Source organism: Streptomyces sp. SP18CS02 (assembly GCF_036322365.1).
In the GTDB taxonomy this organism is placed as follows: Bacteria; Actinomycetota; Actinomycetes; order Streptomycetales; family Streptomycetaceae; genus Streptomyces.
Map to the genome: position 1 here is coordinate 65580 of NZ_JAQYXC010000269.1, position 23031 is coordinate 88610.

Annotated in this window: 23 protein-coding genes; 15 read left to right on the forward strand and 8 right to left on the reverse strand. The window is 71.8% G+C overall.

Annotated elements, in window-relative coordinates; translation table 11 throughout:
- Window positions 1–236: 236 nt before the first annotated feature.
- Genes PUR26_RS09640 through PUR26_RS09650 form a run of 3 tightly spaced genes read left to right on the forward strand, consistent with a single transcriptional unit; the run spans window position 237 to window position 2663 of the window.
- Entirely contained in the window at window positions 237–977 is a 741-nt protein-coding gene (locus PUR26_RS09640) for a hypothetical protein (protein WP_329871148.1), read from the forward strand.
- 16 nt (window positions 978–993) lie between these two features.
- Complete coding sequence (locus tag PUR26_RS09645) at window positions 994–1722, forward strand: hypothetical protein (protein ID WP_329871150.1); 729 nt, start codon at window positions 994–996, stop codon at window positions 1720–1722.
- Window positions 1716–2663 (forward strand): ATP-grasp domain-containing protein, encoded by a 948-nt coding sequence (locus tag PUR26_RS09650; protein ID WP_329871152.1) that lies wholly within the window; start codon window positions 1716–1718, stop codon window positions 2661–2663. The genes PUR26_RS09645 and PUR26_RS09650 overlap by 7 nt, the downstream gene beginning before the upstream one ends.
- Window positions 2664–2762: 99 nt before the next feature.
- Here the strand turns inward: PUR26_RS09650 and PUR26_RS09655 are convergent, their stop codons facing one another.
- From PUR26_RS09655 to PUR26_RS09665, 3 genes are all read right to left on the reverse strand, one after another.
- Window positions 2763–3551 carry a hypothetical protein gene (locus PUR26_RS09655; protein ID WP_329871154.1) on the reverse strand — a complete coding sequence of 263 codons (789 nt, stop codon included), beginning with the start codon at window positions 3549–3551 and terminating at the stop codon, window positions 2763–2765.
- Window positions 3552–3778: 227 nt separating this feature from the next.
- A complete protein-coding gene (locus PUR26_RS09660) occupies window positions 3779–4354 on the reverse strand; it encodes a hypothetical protein (RefSeq protein ID WP_329871156.1) in 576 nt (191 codons plus the stop codon).
- Window positions 4355–4535: 181 nt separating this feature from the next.
- The gene (locus PUR26_RS09665; RefSeq protein ID WP_329871157.1) at window positions 4536–5459 is read right to left on the reverse strand and encodes a LysR family transcriptional regulator; all 924 of its coding nucleotides are present in this window, start codon (window positions 5457–5459) and stop codon (window positions 4536–4538) included.
- 142 nt (window positions 5460–5601) lie between these two features.
- Between PUR26_RS09665 and PUR26_RS09670 the strand changes: the two genes are divergently transcribed.
- Window positions 5602–6654 (forward strand): YncE family protein, encoded by a 1053-nt coding sequence (locus PUR26_RS09670; protein WP_329871159.1) that lies wholly within the window; start codon window positions 5602–5604, stop codon window positions 6652–6654.
- Window positions 6655–6700: 46 nt separating this feature from the next.
- Here the strand turns inward: PUR26_RS09670 and PUR26_RS09675 are convergent, their stop codons facing one another.
- Entirely contained in the window at window positions 6701–7354 is a 654-nt protein-coding gene (locus PUR26_RS09675; protein WP_329871161.1) for a dihydrofolate reductase family protein, read from the reverse strand.
- A 771-nt stretch (window positions 7355–8125) separates the two neighbouring features.
- Window positions 8126–8476, reverse strand: a complete 351-nt coding sequence (locus PUR26_RS09680; protein WP_329871163.1) for a winged helix-turn-helix transcriptional regulator — start codon at window positions 8474–8476, stop codon at window positions 8126–8128.
- A 76-nt stretch (window positions 8477–8552) separates the two neighbouring features.
- Between PUR26_RS09680 and PUR26_RS09685 the strand changes: the two genes are divergently transcribed.
- Window positions 8553–9212: an NADPH-dependent F420 reductase gene (locus PUR26_RS09685; protein ID WP_329871165.1), complete on the forward strand. Its 660-nt coding sequence runs from the start codon at window positions 8553–8555 to the stop codon at window positions 9210–9212.
- A 299-nt stretch (window positions 9213–9511) separates the two neighbouring features.
- On the opposite strand, the gene PUR26_RS09690 is transcribed toward PUR26_RS09685, so the two are convergent.
- The 3 genes from PUR26_RS09690 to PUR26_RS09700 form a co-directional block, all read right to left on the reverse strand.
- Window positions 9512–10261 carry a class I SAM-dependent methyltransferase gene (locus PUR26_RS09690; RefSeq protein WP_329871166.1) on the reverse strand — a complete coding sequence of 250 codons (750 nt, stop codon included), beginning with the start codon at window positions 10259–10261 and terminating at the stop codon, window positions 9512–9514.
- A complete protein-coding gene (locus PUR26_RS09695; RefSeq protein WP_329871169.1) occupies window positions 10245–11429 on the reverse strand; it encodes a hypothetical protein in 1185 nt (394 codons plus the stop codon). The genes PUR26_RS09690 and PUR26_RS09695 overlap by 17 nt, the downstream gene beginning before the upstream one ends.
- Before the next feature lie 80 nt (window positions 11430–11509).
- A complete protein-coding gene (locus PUR26_RS09700; protein ID WP_329871171.1) occupies window positions 11510–11677 on the reverse strand; it encodes a hypothetical protein in 168 nt (55 codons plus the stop codon).
- Window positions 11678–12067: 390 nt separating this feature from the next.
- Here PUR26_RS09700 and PUR26_RS09705 point away from each other — a divergent pair, with 390 nt between their 5' ends.
- The 10 genes from PUR26_RS09705 (at window position 12068) to PUR26_RS09750 (ending at window position 22930) form a co-directional block, all read left to right on the forward strand.
- On the forward strand, window positions 12068–12889 hold the full coding sequence (locus PUR26_RS09705; RefSeq protein ID WP_329871173.1) for a sugar phosphate isomerase/epimerase family protein: 822 nt from the start codon (window positions 12068–12070) through the stop codon (window positions 12887–12889).
- The gene (locus tag PUR26_RS09710) at window positions 12886–13914 is read left to right on the forward strand and encodes a GNAT family N-acetyltransferase (RefSeq protein ID WP_329871175.1); all 1029 of its coding nucleotides are present in this window, start codon (window positions 12886–12888) and stop codon (window positions 13912–13914) included. Before PUR26_RS09705 ends, PUR26_RS09710 begins: the two co-directional genes overlap by 4 nt.
- Before the next feature lie 189 nt (window positions 13915–14103).
- Entirely contained in the window at window positions 14104–14997 is an 894-nt protein-coding gene (locus tag PUR26_RS09715; protein WP_329871177.1) for a GNAT family N-acetyltransferase, read from the forward strand.
- A complete protein-coding gene (locus PUR26_RS09720) occupies window positions 14994–15503 on the forward strand; it encodes a truncated hemoglobin (protein WP_329871179.1) in 510 nt (169 codons plus the stop codon). Before PUR26_RS09715 ends, PUR26_RS09720 begins: the two co-directional genes overlap by 4 nt.
- Window positions 15500–16771, forward strand: coding sequence for an MFS transporter (locus PUR26_RS09725; RefSeq protein ID WP_329871181.1), 1272 nt, complete (start codon window positions 15500–15502; stop codon window positions 16769–16771). The genes PUR26_RS09720 and PUR26_RS09725 overlap by 4 nt, the downstream gene beginning before the upstream one ends.
- Window positions 16768–17709 carry a nucleoside-diphosphate kinase gene (locus tag PUR26_RS09730; protein ID WP_329871183.1) on the forward strand — a complete coding sequence of 314 codons (942 nt, stop codon included), beginning with the start codon at window positions 16768–16770 and terminating at the stop codon, window positions 17707–17709. Before PUR26_RS09725 ends, PUR26_RS09730 begins: the two co-directional genes overlap by 4 nt.
- The gene (locus PUR26_RS09735) at window positions 17657–19000 is read left to right on the forward strand and encodes a nucleotidyltransferase family protein (RefSeq protein WP_329871185.1); all 1344 of its coding nucleotides are present in this window, start codon (window positions 17657–17659) and stop codon (window positions 18998–19000) included. The genes PUR26_RS09730 and PUR26_RS09735 overlap by 53 nt, the downstream gene beginning before the upstream one ends.
- Window positions 18997–20013, forward strand: a complete 1017-nt coding sequence (locus PUR26_RS09740) for a pyridoxal phosphate-dependent aminotransferase (RefSeq protein WP_329871186.1) — start codon at window positions 18997–18999, stop codon at window positions 20011–20013. Before PUR26_RS09735 ends, PUR26_RS09740 begins: the two co-directional genes overlap by 4 nt.
- The gene (locus PUR26_RS09745; protein WP_329871188.1) at window positions 20010–21683 is read left to right on the forward strand and encodes an FAD-dependent monooxygenase; all 1674 of its coding nucleotides are present in this window, start codon (window positions 20010–20012) and stop codon (window positions 21681–21683) included. The genes PUR26_RS09740 and PUR26_RS09745 overlap by 4 nt, the downstream gene beginning before the upstream one ends.
- On the forward strand, window positions 21668–22930 hold the full coding sequence (locus tag PUR26_RS09750; RefSeq protein WP_329871190.1) for an ATP-grasp domain-containing protein: 1263 nt from the start codon (window positions 21668–21670) through the stop codon (window positions 22928–22930). Before PUR26_RS09745 ends, PUR26_RS09750 begins: the two co-directional genes overlap by 16 nt.
- Window positions 22931–23031 lie beyond the last annotated feature (101 nt).

The window sequence follows — 23031 nt, forward strand, 5'->3', positions numbered from 1 at the left end:
TATTCCAGTTGCTGCCGGTGGCGGGCCCTCTCCGACTCGCCCCCCGCGCCCACAGCGACCCGCCGCATGCCTTCCACGTCGGCGCGCAGGTACCGGGCGTGTTCCTCCGCCTCATTGCCGTGGGACCTGACTGCGCGCCACCCGGCGAGGCGGCCCCTACCTTGGAACTGCGCGCAGGGCTGGGTCAGTTCGCCGTGGTCCCGCCCTTTCCGCAAGAGGTACCCCTCCTCGATGAGATGCTGTTCGAGGTGGGCACCGCCAGCTGGACCCGCGAACCGCGGGATGTGTTCCTGGTGAGACTGAACATCGGCAGGTCGGCCGACCGCCCCTGGCATGTGCGGATCACGAACAACGCGCCGAAGGAGCTCTCCTTCGTGTGGGTGGTGTCGGATCTGGAAGAGGACACCCTTCAACCGCGGATCTCCATGCAACGGTCCCACGGGCGGATCGCTCCGGCGGGAGCCCCGATGGCGGACATCGAGGTCCGCGTCGGCAACGTCGGCCCCGGCACGCTGCGGCTGACCAATACGGCGGGTACCGACATGGGGCGTGGCTTCACCCTGGACGAGGTGACACCGACCATCCCGCCGAACGGATGCGGGCACCTCGTCATCAAGGTCGCCCCCATCGCACACCAGCCGTTCGGCGGTCCGGCACGCCTCTCCACCGACTTCGTCCTGAAGAGCAACGCCCGCGACAAGGAGGAGAAGACCCTCCACCTCACACGCTCCGAGAAGATCGAGAAGGAGAGCAAGGACAGCAAGGAGACGAAGGACAAGGACGGCAAGGAGGGCAAGGACAAGGAGCAGAAGGACGGGTCGCAGGAGCAGAGGATGGTGCCGGACCCCTTCTCCCGGCCTGCCGGCCCGGCCCCGGCCCGGGCGAGCACGGACTCCGCGCACGTGCACTTCATCCCGCCCGAGCTGCGCCCCGACCTGTCGGCCAGCGCCCTGGCCCGGGAGGACGAGGGATCCTAGGACGGCGGAGGTCGGCATGTGGCTGGTGCTGTGCAACCCCGGGGACCAGGCGGCGCGCTGGGTCTGCACGGGCCTGAGGGAACGCGGTCCGACCCCGGTCGAGCTCGTCGATGCCGAGATGCTGACGCGCTCGGTGCGGTCCGCGCACTCCATCGAGGAGGGTCCGGCGCGTTTCGAGACGACGCTTCCGGACGGTCGCGTCCTCGCGAGCGACGACGTCGACGGCGTGCTCAACCGGCTCACCTACGCACCCGTCGGGCATCTCGTCTTCGCCTCGGTGACCGACAGCTGCTATGCCATGGCGGAGATGAGCGCGCTCGTGCTGAGCTGGCTCCAGTGCCTCGCCCCCGTCTCGGTCAATCGTCCCAGCCCCTTGGGCCTGTCCGGCCCCTGGCGTTCCCCCGCCGAGTGGAGCCTGCTCGCGGCCGGGGCGGGGCTGCGGGTGGCACCGCTGCGGCTGTCCGGTGAGAGCCCGACCACGGCCAGGAATCCGGTGGACCGCACCGTGGTGGTGCTCGGCGAGCACGTCTTCGGCGGCGAAGCGGTACCCGGCCTCGTCCCGGGGTGCCGACGGCTGGCGCGGGGGGCCGGTGCCGACCTCCTGGGGGTCGACCTGGAGCTCGACGACCGGCACGGCGCGCGTTTCGCCGGGGCGACGCTCCTGCCCGATCTGCGGATCGCGGGCCCCCCTCTCATCGCCCGCCTGCACACATATCTGACCCGGCTGCCGGCGAGGCCGTGGTGATCGTCGTCTGCGGCATCGCGAGCGAGCCGCCGGTCGCGCTGGTCACCGAGGCGCTTCGCCATCAGGGCCTGCCGTACACCATGCTGCATCAACGCCGTTTCATGGACTCCTCGCTCGACATCCGGGTCGAGGGGACCACGGTGCTCGGCCGGCTGCGGTGCGACGGCCGGACCGTGCCCTGTTCCTCCGTCACGGGCATCTACACACGGCTGATGGACTGGCGTCTGCTGCCAGGGATGCGCGACGCCGGCCCGGAGACCCTGCGGCGATGCCAAGCGTGGCACGAGACCCTCGACAACTGGATCGAGATCGCACCGGGATGCGTGATGAACCGCTCCTCCGCGACGGCGACGAACGGGTCCAAGCCCTATCAGGCCCAGCTGATCCGCCAGGCCGGCTTCCGGGTCCCGGAGACCCTGGCCACCGACGACCCGGACCTCGCCCTGGCCTTCCGGGCCCGCCACGGCCGGGTGATCTACAAGTCGATCAGCTCGGTGCGGTCGATCGTGCACCTTCTGGACGACGAGGCCGTCGATCGGCTGCCGCTCATCCGGTCCTGCCCCGTCCAGTTCCAGCGCTACATACCGGGTGTCGACGTCCGGGTGCACGTGGTGGCCGGCGAGCCGTTCGCCACCCGCGTCGACAGCGACCAGGTGGACTACCGCTACGCGGGCCGGTACGGCGGCCGGGTCGAACTCACTCCGTGGGACCTGCCCGAAAACCTGGCACGGCGGTGCACGGACCTGGCCACCCGCCTCGGGCTGGCGCTCGCCGGAATCGACTTGCTGCTCGCCGACGACGGCGAGGTCTACTGCTTCGAGGTCAACCCGAGTCCGGCGTTCAACTTCTACGAGGACCACACCGGCCAGCCCATCTCACAGGCGATAGCCCACGCCCTCGGGCGCGGGCTCACCGCGCCGGCGCGCCCGCCCATCCCGTAGGGGCCCCCGATTGACACCCGCTTCGACGCGAGGAGCGGTCGGCAGGTCCTCAGAGGTCACCTCCGGGGGCGCCGGGAGGACTGAGGGCGCAGGGTGAGGTCAGCCGTCGTCGGAACGGGTCGTACGAACGCTGTGCTGCGAGCGGGCGCGAGCGAGGAACGCGGCGAGGTCTCCGGCGGCCTCGGGCTCGGCGGTGGCGAGCCGGGCCGCGAACGCCGGCCGGTCGACGCCGACACCGGGAGCGAGACGGGCGAGTTCGGCGAGCAGCGCGGCGTGCGCGAGGACCGGCGGCGGCAGAAGGCAGGCCGCGGCTTCGCGGGCCGCCGGGTCGCGGTAGTGCCCGAGGTGCGCGGACAGGGAGTACGCGAGCCAGGCGTCGACGTCGGCCTGGGCGTGGCCGCCGGCGCGGCGGGTGAGCTCGTCGCGTACGGCTTCGTCGCCGTCGCGGGGCTCGGTCTGCTCCAGCGTGCCCAGCTCGCGCAGCGTCTGGAGCTCGTCGGCGCGGGCGGTGACCCGGGCGGCTTCGCACAGCCCGGCTTCCCGGGCGGCGGCCGCCGCGGCGTCGGCGGCGAGCTCGGCCTGGACGACGTCGTCGGCAGCGGGGTCGTAGACGGTGCCCGGCATCGCGGCGGCGAACAGCTGGTCGAGGCGCTCCCACTCCGCGAGCTCGGCCCGGCCGCGGGGGTCGTCGGCCAGGTCCTCGTGCTGCGAGTCCTGCCGGGCGAGGAACCGGGCTTCCCCGAGGGCCGCCGCGATGGCACCGGCGTCCATGCCCGTGGCGCGGCGACGGACCGAGCGCCGGCCGATACGCGCCGGGTCGATCCGTTCGCGGAACGCGGCCGCACGGGCAGCGAGGGGTCGGCGGGCTGTATGCCGGGGCGTGGTCATCAGAACCTCGTATTCAGGGTCGACTCGAAGAGCGGGGCGCCGCCGGAGCGCTGGATGACGGCCCGCCGCATGGCGCCGCAGCACGACAGGTGCCACGACCAGGGCAACGGGACTTCGTCTCCGGGGCGATGCGGCCCACGGCTGTCACCGGGTCGGCGGCTGTTCGGCACCGGTGATTCCGGAGGACAGGGTTGTTGTCGCCGAGCACGGCCGCCTCCGATCGGCTGCTACGGCGAGGCGAGGGGGACAGTGACGGCGAGGTAGCCGTCACTGTCCGGCCGAGGGGTACCGAGGGCGTTCATACGGGTGGCCAGATGGCCGGCCACCCGTGTGGTGAGTGGCCCGTCCGGCGTGGCCGTTCCCTCTGGGCGCAGACGGGTTTCGTCCTCGCTCGGAGGGTTGCCGCCGAGATAGCGCGCTGCGTCCCTATTGGTGACCCAGCAGGCAAGCGAGACCTCGGCCTGTCCGGTCGCTACCCGGCGTACGCGAACACCGGCGTACAGGGTGAAGCCGTCTCCGCCGAAGGCCACCGTGGTGGAGAGCCCCTGGCCGTCACCGCATCGGTTCATCAGGTCCCGCACGGCCGGCTCCACGACGGCCCGCGCCATCGGCTCTGCGTAGACCATCCGGTCTCCCCCCTCCAGCGCCGAAGTGTCCCCGGCGAGGCCCTCGACGACTATGCCCGACCCGAACAACGGGCCGGTGACTCCGGTCTCGGGGACGACGGTCTGTCGCCGTGCCGTCTTTCGGCACAGCTCCCACTGTACGGGCGTGCCGGACTGCTCGTGCTCCGGCTCATGCATACGGACTCGGCCTCCTCCGTCAGGGCGGCTCCGAGGCGCTTCCGCGGGGTCGTCAGCCGGACATCGGGCCCCGCCGCCCCGATCCCGTCGGAGGAGCGGGGTCTGCGGGGAATGCCGCCCCGGCGGGTGAACGGCGGGCGGCTCCCGGCGTCCGTGGACCGACCGGTCGGGCAGGGCGGAGTCAGCCGGCAGCGCGGGCGGACTCCGCCCCCGGTTCCGCCGGGGACAGGACGGCGGCCGCCAGGTGCTCACGGAACCAGCGGTGCCCCGGATCGGCCGAGTTGCGGGGGTGCCAGGCCATCCCGAGGTCCAGGGGGGCCAGGTCGAGGGGGATGGGAAACGTCCGCAGTCCCATGGCGGTGACGGTGTCGGGGAGCCAGCCGGCCAGGCTGAGCGCGACGAGGTCGGTGTCCCGGGCGAGCATCATCGCGCTCGTGTGACTGGGCACCACGACCGCGGTCCGGCGTTGCAGCCCGAGTTCCGCGAGCGCGCTGTCGATGGGCCCGAGGCGCTTGCCGAGCCGGGAGATGCCGATGTGGTCGGCCGCGGCGAAACGGCGGGCGTCGATCCGCCCGTCGAAGAGGGGATGACCACTGCGGGCGATACCGACCAGCGGCATCCGCGTGAGCTGCCGGGTCCGGATCTCCGGGTCCAGGTGTCCGAGAACGCCCAGTTCGACGTCCACCCAGCCCTGCCGCAGCCCAGGGCCGCCCTCCACGGCCTCCGGCAGGAAGACGACGTCGACCTGCGGGGCCTCCGCGTGGATCCGCTCGGTCAGGATCCCCGCCAGGCCCACCAGCAACAGGTCGGCGGCCTGCACGGTGAAGGTGCGCCGGAGACGCTCGGTGTCCAGACCCGGACCGGGCCGCAGGAGGCTGTCGCAGCCGCGCAGCAGCGCTCCGACCTCCTCCCGGAGTTCCACGGCGCGCGGGGTCGGGACCATCCCCTGGCCTGCCCGGACCAGCAGCGGGTCGCCTACGGCACGGCGGAGCCGGGCCAGGGTACGGCTGACCGCCGCGGGCGAGGTGCCCAGGCGCTCCGCTGCGCGGGTCACGCTGTTCTCCTGGAGCAGGGCGTCCAGGGCCCGCAGCAGATTGAGATCCATCAATCCCTCCTGAGCTGCATTATTACGCCTGAGTCAATGATTGCGTGCCAATCCGTGCATTGCCGCGGCATCCTCCGGACCGGAGAGTGGGAATGCCCGCGAAGACGCGGGGCATTCCCCTCACCCCTTTCGAGGAGCCGCTGTGCAGAAGTCCCCCCGTGCCGGCCGGGAAGGCGACGTCCTGGCCGTCGTCAGTCAGAGCGGACCGACTGTCTCGTTCTTCGACGCCGCCTCCGACCGGCACCTCGGCGATGTGGAGGTCCCCGCCGAGCCGCACGAGTTGTGCTTCGACCCGGCGCGGCGACTGCTGTGGTGCACCCTGACGTACCACTCGGGCTACTACCACGCGAACGGCGGCCGGCGCACCGAAGTGGCCGTCATCGACCCTGATACCCGTCGCATCGTCGAGGTCGTCGACCTCGCCCCGGCACACGGGCCGCACGGACTGGCGCTGGACCCGGTGCGCGGTCGCCTCTACGTCAGTGTGGAGAGTACGGACGACCGCTCCGGCGGGGTCGTGGTGCTCGACACGGAGACCCGCCGCCCCCTGGGCCGGATCGACACGGACGCGCCCGGCCCGCACTGGTTCGCCATCGATCCGGCGGGGCGGACGGGCTGCGCGACCAACAAGGAAGCGCCGTTCGTATCGGTCGTCGACCTCGAACGGGGCACGCTCACCGCGAAGGTCGAGGTACCGGGCAGTGAGGGCCTCGCCATCTCCACCGACGGCACGCACGCCTTCGTCGCCGCGCCCTACGGAAACTTCTCCGGCGCCCCCGAGGAACGGCCGCCCACGGGCATCCTGGTCATCGACACCCGGACGGCGTCCGTCGTCGACACCCTGCCCACCGGGGACATCGTCCTGCCGGTGCACCTGACCTCGACAGGCAAACTGCTCGCGGGCGAAGTGCGCATGGCGCCCGACGCGGTCTCCCGACTCGGGCGACACGCACCGGGCCGCCTCACCGTGTTCTGCGCCCGCACCCGCAAGCAGCTGGGCAGTCTCGAGGTCGGCCTCTTCCCGCTGACCATCGCCTCGTCCCCCGACGGCCGGCTCGCCTATGTGGCCTGCGTCCTCTCGTCCACCGTCGACATCGTCGACCTGGAGACGCTGGAGCGCCTGGCCCGGCTGGACATCGCCAGGCTCGACGAGCCAGGCGCCCACGGCCTCGCGTACATCCCGCACCCGGCCTGACCGCCCCGGGCCCCCGGGCCCGGGGCGGGTTCGGCCGTCGCCAGGGTCACCGCTTCCCGTCGTCGCTCCCGGTGCCGCGATCGGGCGCGCTCATGTCGCCCGTGGCGGGGAGGCCCTCGGCGAGCCCGTAGCGCAGGTACACGGTGCCCTTCGGGCCGGCCGCCGGGGGTTCGAGCAGGGTGAGGCGGGTGGGCACCGCGCCGCCCTCGAACACCTTCTTTCCCACTCCGAGGACGATCGGGTGCAGCCAGAGGTCGAGGCGGTCGAAGAGCCTCTCGCGCAGGAGGCTCTGCACCAGGTTCAAGCTCCCGACCACCTTGATGTGCTCGTGCCGGTCACGGATCTCGCGCACCGCGGCAGCCAGGTCCGGGCCGAGGTGCGTGGAACCGGCCCACGAAAGGTCGGGCCTGCCGCGGGAGGCCACGTACTTCGGGACGCTGTTGAAGAGCGTGGCGATCCCGTCGTCCTCGCCGCCCTGCTGGTGAGGCCAGTAGGCGGCGAAGATGTCGTACGTCCGCCGGCCGAGCAGGAGAGCGTCCGTGCCCTCGTACGCCGCACCGACCTGCGCCCCGGCGACCTCGTCCAGCAGGGGCGCCTGCCAGCCGCCGAACGGGAACCCCACCGGGTCCTCCTCGGGGCCGCCGGGCGCCTGCCCGACGAGGTCGAGGGTCGCGAACATCTCGATGTGGATAAGGCCCATGGCTCACTCCCGATGCGTCGATTGGAGGCGATTGCCCCCATCAAGAGATAGACCTGCGACTGCCCGCGGACTCATTGCCGCGCCGGAACCCGGCCGGACCGCACGGCACGACAGGTCCCCGGCTCATGGGGCGGCTGCTCATGGGTGGGCGCATGACCGATCAGTGGTGGGTGGCGTACGTCAGCGGGTCGAGGCGGCGGCGGGCGCGGGATACGAGGGCGGCCAGGCGTTCGGCGCTGTGGAAAGCCGAACGCGACGCGCCGTCGTCTCCGGGGACCGTCGCCGCGGCTGGGCGTTGCAGCCGCGTCGGGGGTGGACTTCCCCGTGGCCCCGTGGCCCCCGTGGACGTCGGCGTCGGTCTCCGTGTGGAAGACCATGAGCGTGGAATACCATGAGCTGCCGGCCGTCCCGCTCGGGGCGAACACGGCTGCTCCGTATGGACCCGTCCGCTGGGGCGAAGGTGGATGGAACGCCCCTCGGACTCGCGTCCGCGCAGCCCGGTGCGGACCAGGCGGGCACGGCCGGCCTCGATCGGCTCCGTGTACGGGTCGTCCATGCGGCCGGCCCCTGCCCTGGGCGAGCCGGCCAGCACCGGGGCGTACCCACGCGGCGGCCGACGCCGTGACCCGGATCGCCGGACACGCCGCAAGGTCGCCACCCGCGCACCGGCCGGAACGCGGTCCAGCGACCGGATAGCCGTTTCTGATGTGCTGGGGACGCTTGAACCCATCGCGATGAAGGCGTGTCAGAGCGAAGGGCCGGGCTGAGAACTCACCCGCTGTTCCGGTCCTGGGCGGCCATGACCTCATCGCCGTGCTCGAAGGCCCAGGCGCCGAACGCGTCGATCGGGGCGAGCAATGTCCTTCCCAGAGCGGTGAGTCCGTACTCGACACGGGGCGGCGCTTCGGCATACGCGTGCCGTTCCACCAGACCGTTGAACTCCAGCCGCCGCAGCGTCTCGGTCAAGACCTTGGGGCTGATGCCGCCGATGTGTTCGCGGAGTTCGCCCGGACGCCTGGGACCGTCCCGCAGGGACCAGAGCACTACGGCGTTCCAGGTGTTGGAGAGAAGGTCGAAGGCGAGGCGGGCGCGGCAGTCGGCGAGGTAGGCGTCGGTCGTCACGTACCCAATGGTGCCTGACGGGTTTCCTAGTGTCGTCCCGGAAGCGGTTGAAGCAGACGCGGAGAGGGATGGATCGATGAAGATCGGTGTGCTGGGAACGGGGAACATGGCGGATGCACTGGCCACGCACTGGGTGCGGGCCGGGCATGAGGTGTTCGTCGGAGGCCGCGACGAGCACAAGGCCCAACGGCTTGCGACACGCATCCGGGGCGGTGCGGGGTACGGGAGTCTGCACGCGGCGGCGCGCTTCGGCGAGGTGGTGCTGGCCGCGCTGCCGTACGGTGCGGGGGCGGATGTCGTCAAGGAGCTCCGGTCGGCGCTGAACGGGAAGGTCCTGCTCGACTGTGCCAATCCGGTCGGGCCCGGCTTCCGGCTGCTGACGGAGGGCGGCCCCTCGGCGGCGGCCCGCCTTGCCGCGGCGGCACCGGGCGCGCAGGTCGTCAAGGCGTTCAACCTCTGTCACGAGGACGTATGGCGGATGACCCCTCCGTTCTTCGACGGTCAGCCCCTGGCAGTTCCGGTCTGCGGGGATGACCAGGCAGCGCTCACACGGGTGTACGAGCTGGTGCGGGATGTGGGCTGCGAGCCGGTGGCCGGAGGCGCGCTGGAACGTGCCGGACTGCTGGAGGCGACCGCCGCGCTGTTCATCGGACTGTGGGTGGCGGAGCAGGTCGACGTACGGGCGATGGCGCCGCCGTTGGCCTATGCGACAGGCCCACGTGCTGAGAGCGTGTGAGGCGTACCGGTCGACGCGTCAGGCGTCTCAGGGCTCGATGCCGAGGCGGGCACCGTCGGTCTGCGCTACCGGTTCGCACTCGGCGACGGCCTGGTCGCCCCCTCGATCGCCTCGGCCCGCTTGGGTTTGGCCGTCGTCGATCACGGTGGCTGCACGGGTGAACGTCGTGATCGCGGCTGGTCCGGCGGTGACCAGGGAGTGCCCGGAAAGTATCGGGCCGTGGATGGCGGGGCGGCGGCGAGTTCGTCGATGCCCCATGCCATCTCACCGAAGACGGTGAAGATCCCCCTCATGCGTCTTCACGGCGGTGCGACACATGAGCGCCAGCAGCGCGTGACGTAGTGCAGGGTGACCGTCCCGTCGCGGGCCGCCGAGCGGGCGACGGCGCGCACGCCGCGCAGCACGTCCGCGCGTTCCGCCGGCGGCAGTCCGATCACGTGGGAGCGGGACGCCGCCAGGGCCACGAGCTGATCGGGCGTCAGCTGCTGGGTGTGCGGCACGTCCTTCTCCTCGAAGGGCGAGAACGGCGGCCCGATCTCGCCCATGCCGGACAGCGGGTTGCGCCGGACGCTGTCCTGGCCCGCGATGAGCCGGGTGAACTCCGCTTCCCAGCCGTGGAGTTCGGTCCGCAGATTCCACATCAGGACCAGCCTCCCGGCCGGCCGCAGGACCCGCGCGAACTCGCGCAGGGCCGCGGTGCGGTCGAACCAGTGATAGGCGTGGCCGACCGCCACCACGTCCACCGACCGGTCCGGGAGCGGCAGCGACTCGGCGGTCCCGGCCCTGACCGGCACTCCGGGCAGCGACTCGGTACACCGGCTCCGCATCGTGGGGTCCGGTTCCACGGCCACCACCTCCGCACCCGACTCCAGCAGCGCGCGGGTCAGTTTGCCCGTACCGGCCCCCACATCGACGACGCGGGGCCGGCCTGCGCCCACGGCCCAGGCGACGGCGGCCGGCGGGTAGGACGGGCGGCCGGCGTCGTACTCCCCGCCGGCCAGCCCGAACCGCAGGGCGGGTGACGCCCGCCCGTCAGAGCCGGACAGCATCGAGGAACCGTCCCCAGCGCTTGCGCGTGTCCTCCGCGATCCCGCCGGAGGAGACGTAGTCGTCGAGCGAGTCGTCCCACACGATGGACTGCTCGCGCTCCGCCAGCCGGGATGCCCCGTCGAGGAAGGAGACGTCCAGGCCGGGCAGCAGCTCGGACATCCAGTAGCTGAAGTAGTAGAAGACACTGCGTCCGGGGCTGAAGCTGGCGTTGCGGGCTTCGTAGTTCTCCAGGCTGAAGCTGGGATAGACGCCGTCGCCGATCTTCTTGGGCACCTGCCACATCGGGTAGGTGAACAGCACGTCGCCGATGCGCCGGTAGGGCGCGGGCAGCGGCATCAGCCCGCGGACCAGCCGGGACAGGTGCTCGGCGACGATGTCCTCGCGGTTGGCTCCCAGCGCGACGGCCTGGACACCGGCCTGCCGGGCGCACGCGGACAGCACCCGGCGCAGCAGCCAGGTTCCCAGGAACTCCAGGTCCGCGTCGGGGAAGAGTTCCAGGAAGTGGTCGCGGGCGTCGGCGATGCCGCGTATGCCGCAGAGGTCGGCCGCTTCCGCCTCGTCCACCACACGCAGCTCGGTGCCGAGGGAACCGCACAGCTGGCGTGCGTTGTCCACCTGGGTGTCCCAGTCCGGGATGCCGAGCATCATGACGGGACGCACCTGGGAGGGTTCGAACCGGCCGCTTTCGATCATCGCCGAGAGCAGGGCGTTGGAGTCGCCCCCTCCCGAGGTCCCCACCACCACGCCGTGCGGGACGTCCTGCGGCCACGCCTCCAGGGTCCGGGCGACGCTCTGCTTGACGAAGGCCAGGCACTCCTCGGCGGTCATCTGCGCGACCACGCGCTGGAACGCCCCTCCGTCGGGGCTGGGGAACGTCCACTCCGACGAGGCGTTCTCCACGGGGCGGACGCTGGTCGTCTCATGGCCCAGCAGACCCGGGATGTTGATGTTCCGGGAGATGCGGGCGATGACCTCTTCCTCGCCGTCCCCGGTGGTCGTCGAGGGAAGGAAATCGGCTTGCCGGCGGCCGTCGCCCAGCGGAGTGGTCCGGTAGGTCCAGACGGCGCTCAAGGGGATGCCGAACTGGCGGAGCAGCGCTCCCAGAGTCTTCGCGGTGTCGTCGGCGAGCAGGTACTCGCCGTGATTGGTCTGCAGGCGGACGCGCATGGCTGCCCCCGTCGAGGTGTGCGGATGTCGGTCGTGGGTGGGCGACGGGGCCGGCAGGCCCCGCCGCCCGGTCGGTGCCGTCAGCCCATCGCCACGCCGGAGCTGCAGCAGGCAACGGTCTCGACGCCGGATTCGGTGACGAACGGCGCGTGAGCGCCGAGCACACCGACCTCGGCGGCACCGAGAACGTCGAATTCCGCTTCGACGGCCAGGCTGTCGCTGTAGACGACGTACAGGGTCTTTTCCATGTATTCACCCCCTCTATGGATCTGTGGGCAATCGAATCCATGGGCTCCGGATGAGCCAGGTCCGACTGTTTTCACCAGGGTGGTGCAGGGGCGTCCGACCGGCAGCACAGATTCGACTGCCGTGGCTGGAATCGCGCACAACCAGCAAGTCAGCGCCCGTCGCGCCAAAGCGCGGGAAGAATCCGCTGCTCGGCCTTTGTGAGCGTGCATGGCAGTTTGAAGCCCTGTCAAGGCCCCGTGTCTCCCCATGCCCTCGACGGACAGGCCGGAATAAATCCGTCGGTGATGCGCCCGGCAAGTGCCCGTTGACCCCGCCGGACCGCGCTGTTACCGTCCCTGACGGCTAGTCGACCGATAAGGAAGAACGCCAACCTGACTGTTGGGGGCAGGGTGGAATCGACTCTCCTGGTACAGCCACGCATTGCGCGGATTGCCGAGTACGCCAAGTTTTCCAAGGAAATCGGAGCAGGTTTCGAGCTCATCGAGCCCTCATATCCGGACCACCTGGACAACCTTGACGCGTACCTTGAGGAAATACATCGCTGGGTGCCGCCGTCCGCTGTCCAGGCCGTGCACGGGCCGTTCCTGGACATCGTTTTGCACAGCCCTGATCCCGCGATACGAGAGGTTTCCGAGCGGCGTGTACGGGAGAGTCTGGACTTTTGCGAACGAGCCGGAGCCCGGTTTCTGCTGCTGCACAGCAACCATCTGCCGCTGATCAGGGAGCACGACTACGACGAGATCTGGCTCCAGCGGAACGCGGAGTTCCTCTCCGGTCTGGAGCCCCGTCTGCGAGCCGCCGGCATCACCCTGGTGATGGAGAACATGTGGGATGCCGACCCCCGGCTGCTGGTACGGCTGGTACGTGCGGTCTCCTCGCCCTCCGTCGCGCTCTGTCTCGACGTGGCTCACCAGCGCGTCCACGGCTCAGGCGGCCTTCGCTCCTGGTGGGAGACGGCCGGTTCCCTGACGCCCTACGTCCAGTACGGGGACAACTCGGGGGCGGCCGACGAGGACCTGGCGCTCGGGGAAGGCACCGTGGACTGGCCCACCCTGGACGCGTGCCTCCGCGGCACGGCGCACGCGCCCGTCGTGATGGCGGGGGTGGGATTCGACGCGGGTACCGCCAAACTGCGGCGCTCACTCGACTTCCTGGAGGACAACGGGTTCTTCCCGTTCCCGGCCGCTCCCGGGAAGCACTCCAGGACATGAGAACCCGTCGGCACCTTCCCGCCCCGCTGGTCGTCGAGGATGTGCCGGAGCTGACCGGCGGGCCCCGCGAAGCCTGGGACCGCTGCGCCGAGTCCGCCCAGGCGCCCTTCTTCTACCGCTCCTGGTACCTGAACGCCTACCGCAGGCATCCCACACAGCCGTACCGGAGCGTCCATCACCTGATGTTCCACCGCCCCGGCGGCGGAGTCGAGGCCATCGCCCCGGCCTATCTGCAGGGCGATCCCCTGGGAGTCCTCGGCGGCGACGGCCTCTGCCTGGTCAGCGGCTGCTGGCAGGCGTACCACTCCACCCTGGCCGCCGTCGACCGGACGCCCAGCGCCCTGGACGCGGCAGCCGAGGCGCTGCGCCGCGGACTGGCCGGCGCGGCACGCCGCAGCCGGGCGCCACGCCACGGGCTGGTCAACGTTCCGGCCGACGACCCGGCCGTGCCTGCGCTCACCCGGGCCTTCGGTCCCGGCACCCCGATCGACAGCCTGCACGAACTCGACCTCCGTGGGGTGCGCGACTTCGAGTCCTACCTCGCGCTGCTGTCCTACCGCACACGTGGCCAGGTACGGCGTCATCTGCGCCGTGCCGCCGAGAACGGGGTCGACGTGGTCATCCGCCGCCCCGAGGGGGAGCTGCTGGAGACGGCGGTCGGCCTGATGGTCGGCACCGCCGAGCGCGCCGGCGGCCGGGGATTCCTCACTCCCGGGCGGCTCTCCGGCTTCCTCCGCGAGACCGCCGATCACACGCTGCTGCTCGTGGCACGCGGCCAGGACACCGTGTACGGCGTCGGAGCCGTGGTGCGCGACGGGTCGGCACTGCACACCACGACGGCCGGATTCCGTACCGGAGATCTGCCGTTCAGCGTCCATACGCTGCTGCTCACCGCCGCCGTCCGCGAGGCGATCGCCACCGGCTGTGATCGTCTCGTCGGCGGTCGGCGGAATACGGAGGTGAAGGTGCGGTTCGGGTTACGCGAACAGCGACTGCTCGCCTTCATCGGGCGGACGGGCCCGTGAACCGGTCCGCATCCGTCCGGCCCCCGGCAGACGGGCTGAGGGTGAGCGACGGGATACCCGACGACTGGGATCACGGGGTCCCCCCCCGGCCAGTCGATCCTGCGCCGTTCCTGGACGCAGCTGGCCCTGGACCGGCTGCCGGGACCGCCGCTGGTCTTCGAGCGAGGCGGGCTCCGCCTGCTGGGCGCCGTGGCCGAAGCCCCGGGCGAGCGCCCCCGCGCGGACGCCTACACCATGCTCTCCGGCGGCACCGCGTCCCTCGGCCTGGCCGCCGACGGCCCGTGGCCCTGGGCGGCACTGCCGCCGACGGCCGTGCACCCGGCCCTGGTCCTCACCATGCCCAACTACCGGCTCTCCGTGCTGGGGTCTCCCTCGGGGCCCGCTGCCGTGTCCGCGCTCCTCGACGGGATCGGCCGCTGGCGCCGAGCGCGGGGGATCCGCTCCGTCGCCGTGCTGTACGCCTGTGAGGAGCCCGGGCATCTGCTGACCGCCCTGCGGGGTGCGGGGGCCCGGATGCTGCCACTGGCACGCGAGTGTTTCCTCGACATCACCTGGCGGGACTTCGACGGCTATCTGGCGACGCTGCCGAGCAAACGCCGGGTCGGCGTACGGCGGGAGCTACGCGCCCTCGCCGAGGCGGGGACGACAGTGCGTCAGATCCACGCCGAGGACCACCTCGACGAACTGATCCGGCTGCGCTGCCAACTGGTCGCCAAGTACGGCGGCACCCCGGACGCCGCCAAGGAACGCGCCTTCTTCGGACGTGTGCGGGACACTTTCGGCCCGGGAGCGCTGACCACCTTCGCGACCGAGCACGCGGGGCGGCTGATGAGCTTCGGCCTCTTCGTCCGCGACGGTGACCACTGGACGGCGCTGCTGACCGGCAGCGACTACCGCCGTCCGCAGGCCAGGCTGGGTTACTTCGCCACGCTCTTCTACGCACCGGCCCGAACCGCCCCCACGCTGGGCATCACCGCGGTCGGCTACGGGCTCGGGTCCTGGCAGGCCAAGACATCACGTGGCTGCCGGACCAGCATGCTCTGGGCGGCAGCCACCGTACCCGGAGAGGACAGCGCTCTATGAGCGGACAGGAGCGACAGATACACATCTCGGCGGAGGCCAAGGATCTCGTACTCGCGACCGGCGACCCCCAGGAGGTACGGGACGGAGTCATCGAGTGGTACGAGAACATCGGGGGGCGTCCGTTCTTCGAGCGACTGTGCCGCACGTTCTACGACCTGGTCGCCGAGGACGATCTTCTCGGCCCGCTGTTCGACGGCCGGTGGGACGTGCACGCCCGCCGCCTGGCCGCCCACTTCCACCGGATGTACGGTGCCGGCGACCTGGGACAGGCATGGAGCAGCCGGCTGCTGCGCGCCCACTCCACCTTCCTGATCGGCCACAGCCACCGGCGCCGCTGGATCGATCTCTTCACCGAGGCGGGCCGGAAGGCCGGTGCGCCGGAGCCGCTCTTCTCCGAACTCGTCGGCATCATGCTGATCGCGGCCGGTGATCTCATGGCGGCATCCCGTGGCGCGGCACTGGAACGCGGAGAGAGGTTCGACACCCAGGGGAGGCCATTGACGTGACCGGAGAACAACCCGCCGTCGTGCCGCCGCGTCTCGGCGGCAACAGAAGCTTCACGGCCCTGTGGTGGGGGCAGGGGGTTTCCCAGGTCGGCTCGCAGATCTCACTGGTCGCCCTTCCCCTGGTCGCGGTGGTCACGCTCGGCAGCGGACCGTTCGAGGTGGCCGCGGTCGCGGCGGCCGAGTATCTGCCGTCGCTCTTGTTCGGCCTGGTGGCCGGGGTCCTGGTGGACACCATGGACCAGCGCCTCGTCATGATCGTCACCGACCTGCTGCGGGCTGCCGTCCTCCTCGCCGTTCCCCTCGCCCACCTGGCCGACGCGGTCTCCGTCCCGCTGCTGTGCGCGGTGGCGTTCCTGCTGGGCCTGTTCACCCTCTTCTTCGACCTCTCCTACCAGTCGGCGCTGCCCCGCTTGGTCGAGCGTGAGCAGTTGCGGGCCGCCAACGGGCGGTTGGAGACCACCCGGAGCGCGTCCACGGCGGCCGGACCTCCGGCCGGCTCGGCACTGGTCCAGACGTTCGGCGCCCCGCTCGCTGTGATCGCCGACGCGGTCTCCTACCTCGTCTCCTCCTTGCTGATCCTTCGGGTCCGGCTGCGTCCCCGCACCCGATCCGTGGCCCCCCGCACCGTCAACGGCCTCCGGGGCGACCTGGCAGCCGGTCTGCGGCAGGTCCGCAGGGACCCCCGGCAACGCGCGGTCATCGCTGTGGCCGCGACGTCCAATGCCGCGACGGTGTCGGTGGTCAGCCTGCTCCCGCTGTGGCTGATCAACGAGCTCGGGCTGCCGGCCTGGTCACTGGGGCTCGTACTGTCCTGCGGCGCCGTGGGCGGCGTCGTGGCCGGGTTCGGCGTGGCCCGGCTGCCCCAGGAGATCTCACCGAAGCGCGCGATCGGCGTCGGTCTGGTGGTCGCCGGCGGTGCGTCGGTCCTGGTGCCGCTCGCCACCGGGCCGGCCGCGGTCCGGCTGGCGATGGTGTGTCTCGCCGAGTGCGTCGGGATGGCGTGCCTCACCGTCATCGCCGTGACGTGCATGTCGTGGCGGCAGTCGGTGACGCCCGAGCATCTCCTCGCCAAAGTGATCTCGGTGGCACGCACCGTGAACTTCGGCGTCCTGCCCCTGACGACGCTGGCCGGCGGAGCGCTGGCCTCGGCGTTCGGCATCCGCCCGGTGCTGTTCCTGGCGGCGGCGCTCGTGGTGGCCGCGCCCCTGTGGATGGTGGGCGTCCCGGACGACGAACGCCTGCGGGACGAGAAGGAGATCGTCACATGACGGGCCTTTCGACACCCGACTGGGACACCGCGCTGTTCGCCATGATCACCCCTGACGCCATCGCCCGGGGCGTGGCGCGCGCCATCGTCGACCGGCTGGAGGCCGGCGGTTTCACGGTCGGCCGGTGCAGGGTCATCGCGCCCTCGCACGACCAGGTGGACAGCATGACCGGAGCCCAGATAACCGGGCGTGGACAGGTGTTCCGGGCACGCGCCCTGCACGCCCTGTTCGACCTGGGCCCCTCCTTGGCACTCACTCTTGTGGACACCCGGTCCCGGCCCATCGGCCAGCGGGACTCCGACGCCGCCCGGCTCAAGGGCGCGGCGCCACCCGCCCCCGCCCAGCCCGGCAGTATCCGGCACGGCCTGTGCGCCCTGAACACGGTGCTCAGTCTGCTGCACATCGCCGACAGCGGCACCGACTCACGACGCGAGTCCGCGATCCTGGCCCCCGGCAACGCCTGGCTGGACGGCCGTCATCTGGACTCGCTGCTGGAGCTGCTCACCCCCGCGGTGCCGGAGCGCCGAGGCCACCGGGAGGTGGTCCGGGCGGTGCACGGACGGCTCATCGCCACCGTGGGTTGCGTACTGGACCCCGAGACGGCGGCCCGGCTGCTGGAGGCCTCCTCGGCCGGGCCGGCCGAGGAGCCGCGGCTCGCCGGGGTACTGACCGCGCTGGAGGAATCCGCGGACCCCGAGCGGGCGGCCCCGTTCGCCCGTCTGCTCCGCCACGACTTCACCACGGCCGGTGAGCCCATCGACATCGATTCCATGGAACTGCTGCTGGGCACGCTCGGCGTCGGCCTCGACGCGTGGGAGCGCGCGGTGCTGGAAACCTCTCAGCATTTCCATCCACCACACGCAGCCAACCGGAAAGGAGCCCGAGATGCGTCAACTGTGGCTGTGGACCGCTCTCCTGGCCTCACGGAGCGTCGATAGCGGAGTCGCGCGGGCCGTTCTCGCCTCGGAGCCGACGACGCCGTCGGGAGACGGCCTCCATGACCTCCTGTGGCGCGGCAAGGTGATCCGGGAGGCTCACCGGCGCCTGTCCGAGTGGGCCGCCGGGGACGGTGTCCCCGCCCCGGCCGTCCTCGAACCGCTGCGGGAGCGGCTGGGCACCGCGGTCGGCGAGGACGACGCCTGGCGCGACCAGGCCATGGCCCCGATGCGGGAGGCGCTGCGGGACGCACAGGACCACGGGCTCGCGGTCATGAAGGGGCTGGCCCTCGCCTCGCACTACGACGAGCCGCTCTCCCGGCACATGGGCGACGTGGATCTGCACAGCCCGGACTGGCCGGCGGTGGTCGCGTTCTGCCGACGGGCGACGGAGCGGGGCTGGGTCTGGGACGTCACCGAGTTCCCCTGGGTGAAGTGGGACAAGGGAACGCTCTACGGGCAGTTGTCCCTGGTCACACCGGACAACCGCGACCCCGTCGCCCGCATCGACCTGCACGTCGGCCCCTATTCCGTCGGCCCCAACGGGAGGGTCTACGGCCTCGGCCATGCCGAGGGCACGGCGCTCGAGGTGCCCAGCCGCCTGTGCGATCCCGTGACGCTGGCGGTCATCCTGGTCGCACACGCGGCCAACGACGGTTTCCTGTCCTTGAAGGACCTCAACGACTTCGCCGCCCTGACGGCCGGCGGAGACATCGATGCCGCGTCTCTGGCGGAAACCTGCCGGGCGTTCGGTTGCGAGCCGATTCTGGATCAGATACGCGGGACGGTCGCCGCCCTGAGAACTCTGGGCGGACCGGACGGCACCGCCGCGCTGCTGGCCAGGGCGACGGCCGGGCCGCTCACTCTGGTGCCTCCCGAGGGCAGGAACCGGGCCCTGCTGGCGGGACGGTTCGCCTACCGTCTCAGCCGGCTCGACGGAGACTCCGTACTCGGCGCTCTGCGGGTGGCAGGCTCCTCCTACCGCTACTACGGCGCCGATCTGTCCGTCCGCCCGGGGAAGCCGTCGGCCCGGATGGAGCGCCGCTGGCGCAGGCCCGACGTGTGCTGGCGGTTGGTGCCGCCGGAGAGCTGGCCGGCCCCCGCGGGAGCGGATGCGGCCGGCGGCCCCACCGCCGGCGAGGAACTGGCCGACGGCATCACCCGGCACACCCGCGGATCCGCGGTGGCCGTGACCCTGGCCGATCACGTCTTCGTACCGACGGTCTGGGGCGAGGTGAGCCCGGAATCGGTGGGGTTGGCATCAGAGTTGCTGGCCACGGAGAGCCAGGCATGAGCCCGGACGTCATCGACCTCTCCGGAGCGGCCCCCCGCCTGCCGGCCGACGTCATGACCCGGTTCCACGACCACCTCGCCAAGGCCGCCTCGGAGCCGCGTCTCTGGTCGGAACCCGCGAAGTTCGGGGACCCGCTGCTGCGGGAACAACTCGCCGCGCGTCACGGCCGCCGCCCCGACGAGGTGTGCGTGACCGCGGGGGTGCGCTCGGCGGCCCTGATCTACGGGCGTACCGCCCACCACGTCCACCTCGAACGACCCACCTTCGAAGGGCTGGTGCCGGCGCTGACCGTTGCCGGCGCCGCACTGAGCCGCTGGACCTGGGACGAGCCGCCCGCCGTCGACCGGACCCGGGACGCCGGCGGCACCGTCCTGGTGTGGGCCACCTCCCCCTGCCGCAATCCGGACGGACGCACACTGACCCGGGAGCAGTACCGGACGCTGGCCCGGCTCGGTTCCCGGCCGGACACCACCGTGGTCGTCAACCGGACCTACGCCATCGGGCCCCCGGACGACCTCCCGGACGGACTCGACCTGGTCGGCGGTCTGCACAAGACATGGGGCATCGGCGCCCGGATCGGGTTCGCCATCGGTAACGGTTTCGCCACCCGGGCGGTGACCGACCTCGCCGCCTGGGCGCCTTCCGCGATCTGGCAGCGGGCCTGGGGCGGATTCCTCGCCGATCCCCACTACGACGAGGCGGCTGCGCGGATCCGGGGAGACGCTCTCCGAGCCGTCCGGGCCTTTGCCGACGAGGCCGGGCCGGCCGACGCGGAAGCCTCCGGATCGCCGCATCTCCTGCTGGACCGCCCACCGGGATGGACCGGTGCGGCGTTCGCCCGGGCACTGGCCGCCGTCGGCGTCAAGGTCTCCCCCGGCACGGCCTTCGGTGCCTCCGCCCACCAGGTCCGGCTGTCCTTCACCGGCGTCACCGAGCGGCAGGCCCGCGCCGCGGGAGGGCGTCTGGCGGAGCTGGGCATCCTGGAGCGCCGTCCGCCGGAGCACGCGTCATGACGCGCCGGATGCGGGTCACGGTCGTGGGAGGTGGTGCGGCCGGGCTCTGGGCCGCCCGCCGGTTCCGGGACCTCATGAACGGCGAGGTGGACGTGGAGCTCTTCGACGACCAGCCGTCGGAGGAGGGGCTCGGCATCGTCCTGGAGTCGTCCTTCGTCAGCTTCCTGGACCGGACGGTCCCCGGCACCGGCGACGACATCAGGGCCACGGCGTGTTCCTGGGACCGGGTGACCGTCCGTACCGGCGGCCGCGAGGTGTCGGCGGGAGGACACCACATCCATGGCCTCGCGCGGGGGCGCCTGCGGGCGATCCTGCGCGAACGCGTCCGCTCGGCGGGCGTCACGGTCCGGGAAGGCCGCCGACTACGCCGGGAGGAGACGGTGGCCGCCGACCTGGTCGTCGCGGCGGACGGGGCCGGGAGCACCTTCCGCCAGGCCCTCGCCGGCCGGCTGGGGACCCGGATACGCCCGTCACGGACGGGCTATCTGTGGGCCTCGGTCCGCTCGGCGCTGGTACGCCCCGGATTCCTCCTCGTCCCGGCCGGAAGCGGTCAGCTGGTCGGCCACACCTATCCCTTCGGGCCCGGCCGGCACACCATGGTGGTCGAGGGACCGGAGGAGCTGCTCCGCGCCACAGGGCTGTGGCCGAGCGCGGGCCCACAACTCGCCGACCGGCTGACGGCCCTGTTCCGGTCCGAGGTGCCCGATCTCCGGTTCGACGTCCCGCGCCGTGGCTTCCGGCGTTTCCGGACCGTGAGCAACGAGCACTGGTCGGCCGGCCGTACGGTGCTGGCGGGGGACGCCGCGCACACGACTCACTTCTCCATCGGCTCCGGCACCGCGCTGGCCATCGAGGACGCCGAGGCACTGGCGAGGCACCTCGCCGGCGCACCCTCCCTCGACCAGGCGCTGCGCGGTTACCAGAGCGAGCGAGCGGAGGCGCTGGGCGGCATCCGGCTCGACGCGGAGGCGAGTGAGGAATGGTTCGCCGGAATCGGCCACGCTGCCGCCGCGGACCCGTACCTGCTCATGTTCGCCCTGCGAACCCGGCGCGACATCACCTCCTACGCCGGCTTGCTCCGGCGCGACCCGGGCTTCGTCCGGGAGGTCATGCGCCGCCTCGCGGCCGGGACCGACGGTGCGGCGGAACGTCCCTCCGCCCTGCCCCTGCGGCTTTCGGACGGCCTGTCACCGACCGGCCGGATTCTCGCCGAACGGCAGGAGCCGGGGCTGCCCCGCGGGGTGACCACACTGGTGGACACCGCGCAGGACACCGGTACGGGATCCGGGGTACCGGTGGCACTGCTGGCCGATGGCGAGGAACTCATGGAGAACGGAGCACTGCGGCGGCCGGGCCGGCGCCTGCCGCTCGGGCTGCGGCTCACGGGCACGGCCCGTCCCGGGCCGGGTCCGGACACCGCCCGGTGGGATTTCCTCGCGGTGCCGGCCGGCCCGGGTCCCCGCGTCCTGGCCACCCGCGCCGCTCTGAGCCGGCGGGAGGCGTCCGGAAAACCCGTCGGTCTCCTCGCTCCCCGGATGTCCCGCGACGAGGCCGACACTCTGATCGCCGCCGGTCGCGTCGACTTCGTCATCCGTGCCACCGGGGAGCCCGAGGCGGGGGGCACGCTTTCACCGGCCGAGGAGAGGGACAGCACATGCCACGCATCCTGATCGTAGGTGGCGGCCTGCATTTCCAGCAGTTGCTCCGAGACCTCTCCCCCGACATCACCACCGCCGTCCTCTGCCGGGCGGGCACGCTCGGTTCGGTGCGGGGGGTCGAGCACCACCACGCGGTCGTCGTCCTGTCCGACGACGCCCGGGCGGACGACTGGTGTGCCGCCGCGAAGGCGATCGACCGGCTCTGGCCGATCGACCGCATCGCCTCGTTCAGCGAAGTGGACCAGGACAAGGCGGCCGCCGTCGCGCACCGCCTCCGTCTTCCCTTCAGCTCCCCGGACACGGTGCGTGCCGTGAACGACAAACGGGAGACGCGTGCCCGGCTGCGGTCCGCCGGGATCGAGTCGCTGCCGTACCGGCCTGTCGATTCCGTCGCGGAACTGCGGGAGTTCTTCCACGAGGCGGGCCCGCCACTGATCCTCAAACCCTCCCGTGCGCGGGGCAGCATCGGGATATCCCTGGTGCGGCACCCCTCGGACATCGACCGTGCGTTCCAGCGCTCCGTCAGCGCCTCCGGCCCGCGTATCGCGCCCTCGCCCCTGCTGGCGGAACGCTTCGTCGACGGCTTGGTGCTGTGCGTCGACGCGTTGACGCACCAGGGCGAGCACCACGTCTTCGCGGTGAGCGAGACCGTGGTGGACCCCGGGACCCAGGCGGATCTCGCCCATGTCACACCGGCCCGGCTGCCGGATGCCGCCGTCCGCACCGTCACCGGCCACGTCCGGGCCGCGCTGGACGCCCTGGGGGTGGAATCGGGGCTGACCAACACGGACGTCATCCTGGGCCCGGACGGACCGGTGATCGTGGAGACCCATCTGCGTGCCTCCGGCAACCGGATCCCCGAACTGATCCTTCTCGCCACGGGCCTCGACATCGTGCGGCTGTGGCTGCGCCAGATCGCGGGAGAGGACATCGCCACCGCGCCGCAGCTGCCCCGCCCCGACCGGACGCCGGTCTACTCCCGCGCCGCTGCCATACGCTTCCTCACCACCCGCGAGAGCGGCACCTTGCTGGGCATCGACGGCTGGGACGAGGCGACCGCCCTGGACGGAGTCCACCATGTCGCTCGGCTTGCCCCGGACGGGGCCCGACTGGAGGGGCTGCAGAACGACTCCTCCTACCTCGGCGAGGTGATCGCCCTGGCGGACACCGCGTCGCAGGCCCTGGAACGCTCCGAGGCCGCCGTCGGCTCACTGCGCGTGCGAGTCGGGCCGCCGGGCGACCCCGCACGATCGGCCTGAATCCTCGACTGCGGCATGGACTTCCGATGGGGGCGGTGACCCACCGGGTCCTGCCGGGCGTGCCCGGTGGTGGCGGCTGGGGGCTGTGACGCGCGAAGCTC